The following is a 12,899-nucleotide window of genomic DNA, read 5'->3' on the forward strand; positions in this document are numbered from 1 at the left end:
TTATTAAAAGTGGAACAAAAATAGCAAAATACATCCAATGACCGAAAGTATTTTTAATTTTTTATCTATATGCAAAATGAGTTGGTTTTATCTCCTTAAATAAGTGTTAACGAATGTTAATTATAAAATTAAATGCGCAACCTTTTTTTATATATTGCATCTATATTTAAAGCAAACAAATCATTAATAAAACGTTAAAATTATTCTTACACATTACATTATTTACTGTGTTTCAGTCGATAGTATTGGATTTAAATTTTGTACAAAATAATTACACTATTATACAAACAATCTAGCCGCTATGAAAAAATTAAAATTACTCTCAGTAATAGCAGCTGCCTTTTTAATGGCCGGCTGCAATAAGAATGACGACGACGGTAATACACCTAATGACATTAATGGAAAATGGAATCTAATAAAAATAACATCGCCTATGGATGGAAACTATGAGGAATTTATGAAAGGGACAATTACCTGGACGTTTAATAAAAACAAGCAAAAGGTAAATGTGAATGACAAACGGGAAGTTATACCTCTGCATGTAGGTTTTGATCTTCCAAAAGATGGGGATTACAATTACAACGTTGAAGTATGGAACCCTGTATGTGATAAGAAACTAACATTTGACAATAAAAATTTTGGCTGCATAGAACTTAATGGAAACATGCTTCAACTAAGCACTGCTGCAGTCGACGGACCTATATACCGTTTTACACGATAAAAATATAATTATGAAAAATATACTATCCTTATTAATCGCAGTCACCTTGCTATTATTTACTTCCGGATGCAAAGATAGTTCTAACCTATATTAATAGCGTACTCCTATATATAGCATATGTATTTATTACCTGGACTCATTAAATTACAATAATTTAGTGCCATTTAATGAGTCCGGGTAATTTTTTACTCCTCAATACCATCTAAGATTTATTTAACCCTAAAACAATTGATACTTCTAAAATCGCTGTATATAAATAAAATCTACTACACAATTTAGAATTCAACAACTCTAAAACCGTTACCAAAACAACGAAACAAAAAACTATTGTTATATTTATAACATTTTGTTATATTTTGTTAACCTTCATGTGTTTTTTTGCCAGAGTGTTCATTCATAGCTACTTTTGTACCACTTAAAAGTGATAAACGAAGATGGAAACGAAACAATTACTGCAACTGGCAGAAGAATTTGGAAGCCCGCTCTATGTATATGATGCGGAGAAAATACAATCACAATACCTTCGATTAGAGAAAGCCTTTTCTAAGGTAAATCATTTACGAATTAACTATGCTGTAAAGGCATTATCAAATATATCCATATTAAAGCTCCTTAAACAGATGGGGGCCGGCCTTGACACCGTTTCCATACAGGAAGTACGTTTAGGACTGCTTGCAGGCTTTTCGCCAGAAATGATTATCTACACTCCTAATGGTGTATCTATGGAAGAAATTGAAACTGTAGCAGCTCTGGGTGTCCAGATCAATATTGACAACCTGTCCATATTAGAGCAGTTTGGTACAAAACATCCTACAATACCGGTATGCATCCGTATTAACCCTCACGTAATGGCGGGCGGTAACAGTAATATATCTGTAGGACATATTGATAGTAAATTTGGTATTTCAATACACCAAATGCCGCATTTATTGCGTATTGTAGAAAACACCGGCATGCACATTAATGGTATCCATATGCATACGGGATCGGATATTTTAGATATTGAAGTATTCTTATATGCTGCAGAGATATTGTTTGAGGTTGCCGCTCAATTTAAATACTTAGAGTTCCTTGATTTTGGAAGCGGATTTAAAGTTCCGTACAAAAAAGATGATATCCAGACGGATGTTGAAGAACTTGGCAAAAAACTGACCAAACGCTTTAATGCCTTTTGTGCACAGTATGGCCGTGACCTGACGCTAACTTTTGAACCGGGCAAATTCCTGGTAAGCGAAGCAGGCTTTTTTGTAGCCAAAGTAAATGTAGTAAAACAAACTACTTCTACCGTATTTGCAGGTATAGACAGTGGCTTTAACCACCTTATACGCCCAATGCTTTATGGTTCGCACCATCATATAGAGAACATTTCTAACCCAAAAGGGAAAGAACGTTTCTACTCTGTTGTAGGCTATATATGCGAGACCGATACTTTTGCCAGCAACCGCCGTATTCCTGAAATTAAGGAAGGTGATTTATTGTGTTTCCGTAATGCGGGAGCTTACTGTTACTCTATGGCATCGAACTATAACTCAAGGGTTCGCCCGGCCGAAGTTCTATGGTATGAAGGTAAAGGTCATTTAATAAGAGAAAGAGAAACCTTTGAAGATATTATTCGCAACCAGGTTATTATAGAATTTGAACCTGCTGCTGTAACTGCTTAGGTAATTATAATTGATTGTTTTTTAGTTAGAAAGACCGTACCTAAAGGTGCGGTTTTTTTGTTGCTATAAACTAACTTTTCGGTATTTGGTTCTATAAAGAAATTTTGTAATTTTACAGTTCAATATGGCAATGATGTCTGCCCTGAACCGCCCACCAATTCATTGGAGCTGATGACGTCTATTACTGGCTTATGCCACTATGGATGTATTTAATTAAATATAATTATGACAAATCAGCACATTAAAAGACACATTACTACACTACAGCAAATCCCTTTTCTTCTCTATTTATTCAAATGGGTCTTTTTTGCAATTATTATAGGTACCATCGTTGGATCTGTTTCTGCATTTTTTCTTACTTCTTTAAATTGGATTACCAACTGGCGTGAAAACCATGTGTGGGTTATAGCCCTACTCCCATTGGGCGGACTGTTCATCGGGCTGATGTACCATTATTGGGGAACATCGGTCGTTAAGGGTAATAATCAATTACTGGAAGAACTTCATAGCCCTAAACAGATTATCCCTTTAAAGATGGCTCCTTTAATATTAGTGGGAACATTAATAACACATCTTTTTGGTGGCTCTGCAGGTCGTGAAGGTACTGCTGTACAAATGGGCGGTGCTATTGCTGATCAATTTACCCATCTTTTTCAATTAAGTGATCCCGACCGAAAGATCATTATCATAATGGGAATAAGTGCCGGGTTTGCTTCGGTCTTTGGAACACCATTAGCCGGAGCTATTTTTGCATTGGAAATAATGGTTCTTGGCAGAGTTCGGTATGAAGCGATACTCCCTAGTTTTTTAGTCGCCCTAATTGCCAGTTATACTTGTACTACATGGAATGTATCTCATACGCATTACTCCATTCCTTATATACCAAAAATTAATCCTGAGCTTTTTTTCTATACCATAGGTGCCGGAATACTGTTTGGTATTACAGCTTTGGTTTTTTCTAAGTCGACGCACTTTTTCAGCAAGTTGTTTAAAGACAGGATAAAATATGCTCCGCTTCGCCCCTTTATAGGTGGTATCATTATAGCCCTTATAGTATGGCAGCTGGGAACTACAAAATACATTGGCTTAGGTATTCCCACCATTACAGAAGCATTTAATTATAATCTCCCTGTCTACGATTTTATATTAAAACTACTACTTACCGCTTTTACTCTTGGTGCCGGATTTAAAGGCGGGGAGGTAACTCCGTTATTCTTTATAGGTGCAACACTGGGGAATGCTTTATTTCTTTTTGTTCCGCTCCCAATAGCCTTACTTGCCGGAATGGGTTTTGTTGCCGTATTTTCCGGCGCGACCAATACGCCTATTGCCTGTACTATTATGGGTATGGAATTATTTGGAATAGAATGTGGCCTTTATATTGGATTAGCATCTATAGCAGCCTATTTATGTTCTGGACATACCGGGATTTACAGTTCGCAGATTATTGGGGGTCCGAAGCATCATTTATACAACAGGATTAAAAAAAGACTAAATGCATTAAAACAGTAATAACCCTTGTAAATTTATCACTGCAAAATTAAACAGTAATAACGATCAAAGTACTGCAGGCAGTTTTGCAGTAAAAAAGAAAAACAGGATTCATCATTTTTTACGCTTTTGGTATCATCTGGTAGTTACTCCCGATAAAATTGTACATAAAGTGGAATATAAAAATTGTAACGCAGACAAAGTTCTATTTTACAGACACTTGCAAAAAATAAATGTTTCACTCAAAAAGTGCGTTTTAAAACCGGAAAGTGGAACAAATAACGTATAAATAACACGACAAAAAGTATGCGTTTCGATTAGTTTTTTAACTTTGGAATCTCAATTAAAATTAAAATGAACAGGAGAAAATTTTTCAGGAACGGTTCGCTTTTCACTCTTGGCGCAACATTGCTTAATCCTTTTGAAAGTACTGCCAATATACTTGACATAAACACCTTAAATAAGAATAAAAAAGCCAAAAATATAATATTTATGGTAAGTGACGGTATGAGTACCGGTACACTTAACATGGCCGATCTTTACCTTAACCGAAAAACAGGAAAAGGATCTAACTGGATTCAACTCTATAAAGACCAACGAATTAACCGGGCACTAATGGACACGGCTTCGGCAAGTTCTATAGTGACCGACTCTTCTGCTGGAAGCTCTTCATGGGGCGGCGGCTTTAGGGTTAACAATGGTTCGCTGAACGTTGGCCCAAACGGAGAAATGAATATGCCAATCTGGCAAAAGTTTAAAAAGGCAGGAAAGATGGCCGGATGTGTTACCACAGTACCTATAACACACGCAACTCCGGCAGGTTTTTGTGTTAACAGTAAAAGCAGAAATGCCCAGGACGATATTGCAGAGCAATACCTTTCATTAGGATTTGACATCATGATGGGAGGAGGAAATAACTACTTTAGTCCCGAGATCCGTAAGGACAAAAAAGACATTTATGCCGATTATAAAGCTAAAGGATGGCAGGTTGCCCGCACCAGAAAAGAGATGATGGCTGCCAGCAATGACAAACCTGTATTAGGTGTATTTGCTGATGACGGACTCCCTTATACTATTGACAGGCAAAACGATACTGCATTAAAAGAGACTACTCCTACTCTTGCAGAAATGGCGCAAAAAGCTATTGACCGCATGAAAAATAATAAGAATGGTTTTGTACTTCAGATTGAAGCCGGTAAGGTAGACTGGGGCGCTCATGCTAATGACATTGGTGCCTTACTTTATGACCAGACTGCCTTTGATGAAGCCATCAAAGTAGCTATAGATTTCGCCGAAAAGGACAAAGAAACCTTGGTTATTATAACTACCGATCACGGTAATGCCAATCCAGGAGTTATTTATGGTAAAGATGCTAATGTGAACTTTGACAGCATCCAGAAATACACCCATACCAACGAGTGGATACTTAATACCATCCATCCAAATAATACGGTTGCCCAGGTTCGCGAAATCGTAGCAAATGCTAATGGTACAACGGTTTCTGAAGAAGATGCTAAAATCATTTTAACCTATTATGACGGATTGAACAAAGAAGAAGGCGGCCTATATAATTACAAAAAAGTGCCTTTTAAAACCTTTGCACAGATGCAGCAAAAAACCAATTCAGTGGGATGGATAAGCATGGATCACTCTGCAGATTATGTAGAACTGGCAATGTTTGGGCCAGGCAGCGAACTGCTAAAACCATTCGTTAAAAACACTGACTTACATTACCTTATGCTTCAGGCAGCAGAGGTTGAGAATAAATTTTAAATATGAAAAATCTATTATTATTACTTAGTATGTTACTCCTTTTTGGTTGTAAAAAAACCGAAAACCATGCTGTATATAATAATAAACTAAAAGACGGAGATTTGATTTTCCAAACCTCCCGGTCGGCGCAAAGCCAAGCCATACAACTGGCTACCAAATCAAAGTACTCACACTGTGGTATTATCTACAAAGAAGGTGATGAATACTTTGTTTTTGAAGCTATTCAACCCGTTCAGACGACACCTTTAGACCAATGGATTACACGAGGAAAAGACAGCCATTATGTTGTAAAACGCCTTAAAAATGCTGATAAAGTACTGACTTCTGGCAATTTAAAAAAGATGAAATCAGCAGGAAAAAAGATGTTAGGAAAAAATTACGATCTGTATTTCGAATGGAGCAACGACAGAATTTATTGTTCTGAACTGATTTGGAAAATCTATAAAGAAGGAACAGGAATTGAAATAGGAAACCTTGAACAATTAAAGGATTTCGATTTAAGCAATCCGGCTGTAAAAACAAAACTTAAAGAACGTTATGGTGCTAACATTCCAAAAAACGAAAAAGTGATATCACCATCTATAATGTTCAATAGCAAACTATTATACACGGTAGAAACAAATTAAAGATAACAAAAGGCTCAGATAATATCTGAGCCTTTTTACTATAAGTTAACCACCGCTTTCTTTACCTTTTCAAAATCAGTAATAATCTCTTTAAGGATATCTCCAGCTGGTTTTATTTCATTTATAAGTCCGGCTATCTGGCCAATTTCCAATTCACCTTCTTCAAGATCTCCTTCAAACATACCTTTTTTAGCACGGGCTCGCCCTAATAAATCCTTAAGGTCATCTACCGTTGGTGCCTTAGCATATAAAGCCATAAGGTCATGGAAGAATTTATTCTTTATAAGCCTCACAGGGGCCAGTTCTTTCAGCGTTACGTGGGTATCACCGTCCTGAGCATTTACTATAGCCTGTTTGAAATTTGCATGAGAAGATGATTCTACCGATGCTGCAAAACGGCTTCCTATCTGGACGCCATCGGCACCCAATACCATTGCAGCCAACATTCCCTCACCTGTTGCTATACCTCCCGCAGCAATAAGCGGAACCTGTAGCTGTGCTTTAACCATTGGTATCAATGTGAAGGTTGTAGTCTCTTCACGACCATTATGCCCACCTGCTTCAAAACCTTCGGCTACGACAGCGTCTACCCCTGCTTCCTGGGCTTTTAGTGCAAACTTAACACTACTCACTACATGTACAACTGTTATACCTTTTTCTTTAAGAAAACCCGTCCATGTTTTAGGATTACCTGCCGACATGAATACGATTTTAACGCCTTCTTCCACTATAATATTTATTATCTCGTCAATGTTAGGATACAGCATTGGTACGTTTACAGCAAAAGGCTTATCTGTTGCTTTTTTACATTTCTGGATATGTTCTCTCAACACATCCGGATACATAGAACCTGCACCAATGATGCCTAATCCACCTGCGTTACTAACTGCACTTGCCAGTTTATATCCGCTGGCCCATATCATTCCTGCCTGTATTACAGGATATTGTATATTAAAAAGTTGGGTAATTCTGTTCATTTATGTTTTAAAAATTTTATTATTCTTTAATTAATCTGCCTCTTTGGGAAACTGCAGCCGACTCCAATTTATAACTGTAAACTCCTGTAGCCAAAGCCCCAAGAGTTAAGTAGGGTTCATTAGTAGAAACTGCTTTATTTACTACCAATTGTCCTAAATTATTAAAAACAGTAACCGTTGCACTATGTACCCCTTTTGGAAAAGCAATATTTACTATATCATTGCAGGGATTAGGAAACAGTATAAAACGGGTATTCATGTTTTTTATGTCCTTACCATTTTGAAGAGCAAGACTAAAATCAGGTATACCATAACCATACTGGTTAGTCGGATTTGCATACCGATCTGCCGATTGTCGTATCAACTGAAGCAATTCTACATTTGTCATATCAGGTAATGCCTGCCATAAACAGGCTACCAAACCTGCAGTAATAGGGCTGGCAAACGATGTACCGCTCGCTGTACCAACCGTTCCATCTGTAGTGGCGATAGTAGATTGCGCTCCTTTTGCCATAACATCAGGTTTTACCCTATTGTCAAAAGACGGACCAATAGAACTAAAGCTTCCATAATTTCTCTGGGCATCTACAGCACCAACTGTAAGAGAGTTAGCAGCATCGGCAGGAACACCAATATGAGGTGCATTACTAGTTCCTGTATTACCCGCAGATACTACACACATGATACCTTTTAAAAAAGCCACATTAGCACCACGGCTTATAAATGCCGTTTGTCCATCCATATTTTCATAAGTATAGCTGTAAGCAGTATTATCATATCCAAAATACCCTAAAGATGTATTGATAACATCTACTCCAAGACTGTCAGCCTTTTCTGCCGCTTCTACCCAATAGGACTCCTCAACAGGATTTTCACTGGTAGGATCTTCTGTTATAAAAAGATAGTAAAAAGCATCGGGAGCTGTACCCGTTAATTGTCCGTCTATATATCCGCCCATAGTAGAAAGCACCAGTGTTCCGTGAGTTCCGCCTCCATAAAAATTATCAGAACGCGTTACAAAATCATATCCCCCTAAAATAAGACTATTATCAAAAAGGCGCTTAAACGGCTGGGTAGTATTTACCCCTGGAAAACCGGCATCAAGTACTGCAATAGTCATCCCTTTACCGGTAAAATTCTGTTCGTGAAGCAAGTTCCCTTTAAGCATTTGTATTTGGTTAGCCGAAGAGCCATAGTTAAAATCAGTATGCGTTTCAAAATCTTTATTAACAGCCATATATTGCTGCTGGTTAGCAGTACGACCCGATATATTTCCCGGTATATTTAATGTTTTATTTGCAAAATCGACCTTATCAACAAAGGATAATACCTTAAGAGTAAGTATATCTTCCCGGCTCCCGCGAATGTGTAATACATTAAGCCATTTTGATTTAGCCATTACCGTTATGCCCTGTGATGCAATTACCTCATCAATATAAGCCTGATGAATTGGTACATCTTTATCATCCAATGCGATACCTTGTTTTGTACGCCTGTCTAATGCCTTTTGGGTTAGCATTTCTAATGGGTTGGCAAGATAAAATTCGGCATCAGGCTTATCTCTAAAATAAACCCATGCGTCTTCCTGGGCATAGCAAAAGCCAACCGAAAACAATGCAATAATAAATAGTAATTTTTTCATCACTCTTTTATGCTTTTTCCAAATTCAAAAAAGGTTTCGGCTTGAATCTACAATATAAAATCCCTTTATAATCAAAGCCCTAGTTGAATAGTTTTAACCTGCCTATATCATTTACGTGAATATAACAAGGGGAGTTTTAGTTATTGCCATATCCTCACATTTCTATAAATAAAATTTGATGTAAATTGTTTTTATACTTCAAAATCAAGCAAAGGTTACCAGGCAGCAATACTCCGTATTTTAGGCTTTTTCATAGCTTGTCATTTCTTGAATCCAAATATACAAAAGAAGAATTTATTTAACACTGCAATGATGTAAAACCCTATTTTTGTAATGCTAAACTTTTAAGCCCATGCTCTTTTTAATACTAAGTATCTTTTGCAGTGTATCTGTTGGAATAATCTTCAAAACAGCCAGGCGTTATGACATCTGTATAAAGCAGGTTATAGCGTGGAATTATGTATTTGCCATTATACTTTGCCAGCTGTTTTTTGAACCAAATCTGAAAGGAATAAATGCCTCATCCCCTTGGAGTATTTACATTCCTTTAATGATATTACTGCCTTCAATATTCCTTTTATTAGCACTATCCATAAGGCATATCGGTATCGTAAAAACAGATGCTGCCCAGCGTTTATCACTCTTTATCCCTATCCTTGCTGCATGGCTTATTTTCAAGGAAGATTTTAATTTACTAAAACTTATCGGCTTGGGTGTAGGCTTTCCTGCCATCTTTCTGATACTCTCTAAAAAACAGGATAAAGAAAGTAAGAACTGGCTGTACCCCTCAATTGTTCTGATAGGATTTGGTGTGATCGATGTTCTCTTTAAACAAATGGCCATAAACACGACATTGCCTTTTACAACTTCATTGTTCATTGTTTTTTGTGGCGCACTTGCCATAATTACATTTGTTGTACTCTACGAAATACTATTTAAAAACAATCGCCTTAAAATGATCAACCTTGCTTTTGGAGCATTGGTAGGTATTTTTAATTTTGGTAATATCCTGTTTTATCTGAAAGCACACAAGGCATTCGCCGATAATCCTTCCACAGTTTTTGCTGCCATGAACATGGGAGTTATCGTTTTGGGAAGCCTTACCGGAATATTTATTTTTAGGGAAAAGCTCTCTAAACCAAATTATTTAGGAATTGTTTTAGCATTGACAGCGATCGTTTTTATCACACTATCTCAAATTTACGCAGCGAAATAACACTTGCAACACATTGAAAAACAGTAGTTTTTAAAATTTTTTAAAATAAATTTGGAAATTACATTTTTTGTACGCTAACTTTGCAGCAAGTTCTTTAAAAAATTATTCTTATCCAGAAAGACCGAGGGAATTGACCCTATGACGTCTTGGCAACCTGTCACGCTCTGCGCGATAAGGTGCCACATTCAACCTCTGCATTGGCAGGGAAAGATAAGCTTAGAAAATAGTAAATAATACTTCAAAATATTATATGCTCTTCTGACTTATCGGGGGAGCATTTTTTATTTTATGCTCTCACCGATACCTGGGTTTAGGATGTTTTTTATTGACAAAAACATTTTTAATAAAACTAAACTCATATCAAAATGAAAGAGCAGACTCAAATTTTACACAGCATTCCGGTAGACCCATTAACAGGTTCGATCTCTACCCCAATTTACCAAACGTCAACTTTTGTGCAGGAAGCTCCCGGGGTTCACAAAGGCTACGATTATGCCCGTAGTAACAACCCTACCCGAAAAGTGCTTGAGGACTGTATTGCAAAACTGGAAAACGGCACAAACGGTTATGCTTTTGCAAGCGGACTTGCAGCTATAGACGCTGTAATAAAATTACTTGAAGCTGGCGACGAGGTTATTGCAGTAGATGATATTTATGGCGGAGCTTTCAGGTTGTTTACCCACATCTACCAAAAATTCGGAATCAGTATCAAATATGTAGATTCTACAAATTCGGCCAATATTGCAGCAGCAGTAACCGATAAAACAAAACTGATCTGGATCGAATCGCCTACAAATCCAACTCTAAAAATATCAGATATCAGAGCCATTGCTCAAATTGCAAAAGCGAACAAAGTACTGCTATGCGTAGACAATACCTTTGCATCTCCGGCTGCTCAGAAACCAATTGACCTTGGTGCAGATATCGTTGTGCACAGTGCTACAAAATACCTTGCAGGACACAGTGATATTATAGCAGGACTTGTAGTTACTGCTACACAGGAACTTGGCGACAAGATCAAATTTATACAAAATGCTTCGGGTGCTATACTGGGTCCGTTTGACAGTTGGTTAGCCATAAGAGGAATCGAAACCCTTACACTGAGAATTAAACAGCATTCAGAAAATGCTCAAAAAATTGCAGAATTCCTACTGGAAGAAAAATTAATAAAAAATGTTTACTATCCAGGGCTTCCTTCACATCACAATCATGAAATTGCAAAAAGCCAGCAAAAATATTTTGGCGGTGTAATTGCTTTCGATCTTGTTATCGATGATAAAGAAATTGCTTCTCAAATTGTTTCTTCTACCAAGTTATTCAAATTGGCAGAAAGCCTAGGCGGTGTAAAAAGTTTGTGTTGTTTACCATGCGAAATGACTCATAAATCGATCCCGGCTGAAAAACGATACAGCTCTGGTGTTACCGACAGCCTTATCCGTTTGTCTGTTGGACTGGAAGATGCAGATGATCTTATTGATGATCTAAAGCAGGCTATTGAGGCTGCTGTTAAACAAAGTGCAGAAAAAAATACAGTAACCGCTTAATTATCAATTATGTCAAGAAAAGAATTAAATATCGGATTGTATGGTTTTGGCTGTGTAGGATTTGGACTTTATGAAGTACTTCAAAAAACACCCGGCTTAAAAGCTAATATTAAAAATATCTGCGTTAAAGACCGAAATAAATCAAGGGAAATTGGTATTGAGAATTTTACATTCGATAAAAACGATATCCTGAATGATGATGAAATAAATGTAGTTGTAGAGTTGATCGATGATGCCGATGCGGCTTTCGAAATTGTTTCGGCGGCACTTAAAAAAGGTAAAGCAGTAGTTTCTGCTAACAAGAAAATGATTGCTGAGCATTTTACCGAACTGTTAGAACTACAGGAAAAATACAATGTCCCTTTATTGTATGAAGCGGCCTGCTGTGCAAGTATACCAATCATTCGAAACCTTGAAGAGTACTACGACAATGACCTTTTAGAATCTATAGAAGGAATTGTAAATGGTTCTACCAATTATATACTTACCAAAACCTTTGCCGAAAACCTGTCGTATGATGAAGCTCTTAAACAGGCACAGGATAAAGGCTTTGCAGAAAGCAATCCAATACTGGATACCGGTGGTTTTGATGCCAAATACAAACTACTTATCCTTTTAGCCCACTCGTTTGGCTATGTAGCAAAACCTGCAGATATCTTTAATATAGGTATTGATGGTATTGGCGAACTGGAGCTTAAATATGCCCGTGAAAAAGGACTTAAGATAAAGCTGGTAGCTCAGGCATTTAAAGGAACAGACGGTAATTTGTCCGCTTTTGTGATCCCAAAATTTGTATCAACCGAAGACCGACTTTATAATGTAGACGATGTATTTAATGGTGTACTTGCAAAAACCAGCTTTGCCGATACGCAATTCTTTGTTGGCAAAGGTGCGGGTGCACACCCTACAGCTTCGGCAGTACTGTCTGACATTTCAGCTTTAAGCTATAATTATAGGTATGAATATAAAAAGATACGCCAGCAGGAAAACTTACTATTAAGTGATGATGTAAATCTAAAAGTACTGCTTCGCCATAAAAAAGAAGACAGTGAAACCTTTAAACAGCAGTTTTCTGCCATTGAAGAAGCATACACAAATAATGAAGTTGGGTACATTACCGGAACCATATCATTTAAAAACCTAAGGACAATACAATCTGAAAACACGGGTGATAGGTCTTTTATCCTATTGCATGTAGTTACAGGACAGGAGGCTATTATTGAAGAAGCTGTTTTAGCCCTGTAAAGA

General features: G+C 37.1%; 10 protein-coding genes and 2 riboswitches. Of the genes, 8 read left to right on the top strand and 2 right to left on the bottom strand.

What is annotated here, in order from left to right; all coding sequences use genetic code 11:
• Nucleotides 1–301 precede the first annotated feature (301 nt).
• The 5 genes from EPI11_RS12770 (at nt 302) to EPI11_RS12790 (ending at nt 6,272) form a co-directional block, all read left to right on the top strand.
• Nucleotides 302–721 (top strand): hypothetical protein, encoded by a 420-nt coding sequence (locus EPI11_RS12770; protein ID WP_128390371.1) that lies wholly within the window; start codon nt 302–304, stop codon nt 719–721.
• A gap of 434 nt (nt 722–1,155) precedes the next feature.
• A complete protein-coding gene (gene lysA / locus EPI11_RS12775) occupies nt 1,156–2,382 on the top strand; it encodes a diaminopimelate decarboxylase (protein ID WP_128390372.1) in 1,227 nt (408 codons plus the stop codon).
• A gap of 117 nt (nt 2,383–2,499) precedes the next feature.
• Nucleotides 2,500–2,570, top strand: a riboswitch (Fluoride riboswitch).
• Between the two features lie 37 nt (nt 2,571–2,607).
• Nucleotides 2,608–3,894 carry a voltage-gated chloride channel family protein gene (locus EPI11_RS12780; RefSeq protein ID WP_206619123.1) on the top strand — a complete coding sequence of 429 codons (1,287 nt, stop codon included), beginning with the start codon at nt 2,608–2,610 and terminating at the stop codon, nt 3,892–3,894.
• A gap of 333 nt (nt 3,895–4,227) precedes the next feature.
• Nucleotides 4,228–5,646, top strand: coding sequence for an alkaline phosphatase (locus tag EPI11_RS12785; RefSeq protein WP_128390373.1), 1,419 nt, complete (start codon nt 4,228–4,230; stop codon nt 5,644–5,646).
• A gap of 2 nt (nt 5,647–5,648) precedes the next feature.
• On the top strand, nt 5,649–6,272 hold the full coding sequence (locus tag EPI11_RS12790; protein ID WP_128390374.1) for a YiiX family permuted papain-like enzyme: 624 nt from the start codon (nt 5,649–5,651) through the stop codon (nt 6,270–6,272).
• 38 nt (nt 6,273–6,310) lie between these two features.
• On the opposite strand, the gene EPI11_RS12795 is transcribed toward EPI11_RS12790, so the two are convergent.
• Both EPI11_RS12795 and EPI11_RS12800 read right to left on the bottom strand, forming a co-directional pair.
• Entirely contained in the window at nt 6,311–7,249 is a 939-nt protein-coding gene (locus EPI11_RS12795; protein WP_128390375.1) for an NAD(P)H-dependent flavin oxidoreductase, read from the bottom strand.
• Between the two features lie 19 nt (nt 7,250–7,268).
• Nucleotides 7,269–8,891, bottom strand: a complete 1,623-nt coding sequence (locus EPI11_RS12800) for a S8 family serine peptidase (RefSeq protein WP_128390376.1) — start codon at nt 8,889–8,891, stop codon at nt 7,269–7,271.
• Between the two features lie 352 nt (nt 8,892–9,243).
• Between EPI11_RS12800 and EPI11_RS12805 the strand changes: the two genes are divergently transcribed.
• The 3 genes from EPI11_RS12805 (at nt 9,244) to EPI11_RS12815 (ending at nt 12,896) form a co-directional block, all read left to right on the top strand.
• Nucleotides 9,244–10,107, top strand: a complete 864-nt coding sequence (locus tag EPI11_RS12805; protein WP_128390377.1) for an EamA family transporter — start codon at nt 9,244–9,246, stop codon at nt 10,105–10,107.
• A gap of 105 nt (nt 10,108–10,212) precedes the next feature.
• Nucleotides 10,213–10,324: riboswitch (SAM riboswitch) on the top strand.
• Between the two features lie 148 nt (nt 10,325–10,472).
• Entirely contained in the window at nt 10,473–11,651 is a 1,179-nt protein-coding gene (locus tag EPI11_RS12810) for a trans-sulfuration enzyme family protein (RefSeq protein ID WP_128390378.1), read from the top strand.
• Nucleotides 11,652–11,660: 9 nt separating this feature from the next.
• A complete protein-coding gene (locus EPI11_RS12815) occupies nt 11,661–12,896 on the top strand; it encodes a homoserine dehydrogenase (protein WP_128390379.1) in 1,236 nt (411 codons plus the stop codon).
• Nucleotides 12,897–12,899: the final 3 nt, after the last annotated feature.

Source organism: Flavobacterium cerinum (assembly GCF_004028155.1).
Lineage (GTDB): Bacteria > Bacteroidota > Bacteroidia > Flavobacteriales > Flavobacteriaceae > Flavobacterium > Flavobacterium cerinum.

Coding starts and splice junctions, on each gene's coding strand:
- EPI11_RS12785 (WP_128390373.1), top strand. CDS start 4,228: ATGAACAGGAGAAAATTTTTCAGGAACGGTTCGCTTTTCACTCTTGGC.
- EPI11_RS12780 (WP_206619123.1), top strand. CDS start 2,608: ATGACAAATCAGCACATTAAAAGACACATTACTACACTACAGCAAATC.
- EPI11_RS12810 (WP_128390378.1), top strand. CDS start 10,473: ATGAAAGAGCAGACTCAAATTTTACACAGCATTCCGGTAGACCCATTA.
- EPI11_RS12790 (WP_128390374.1), top strand. CDS start 5,649: ATGAAAAATCTATTATTATTACTTAGTATGTTACTCCTTTTTGGTTGT.
- EPI11_RS12770 (WP_128390371.1), top strand. CDS start 302: ATGAAAAAATTAAAATTACTCTCAGTAATAGCAGCTGCCTTTTTAATG.
- EPI11_RS12815 (WP_128390379.1), top strand. CDS start 11,661: ATGTCAAGAAAAGAATTAAATATCGGATTGTATGGTTTTGGCTGTGTA.
- EPI11_RS12805 (WP_128390377.1), top strand. CDS start 9,244: ATGCTCTTTTTAATACTAAGTATCTTTTGCAGTGTATCTGTTGGAATA.
- EPI11_RS12795 (WP_128390375.1), bottom strand. CDS start 7,249: ATGAACAGAATTACCCAACTTTTTAATATACAATATCCTGTAATACAG.
- EPI11_RS12800 (WP_128390376.1), bottom strand. CDS start 8,891: ATGAAAAAATTACTATTTATTATTGCATTGTTTTCGGTTGGCTTTTGC.
- lysA (WP_128390372.1), top strand. CDS start 1,156: ATGGAAACGAAACAATTACTGCAACTGGCAGAAGAATTTGGAAGCCCG.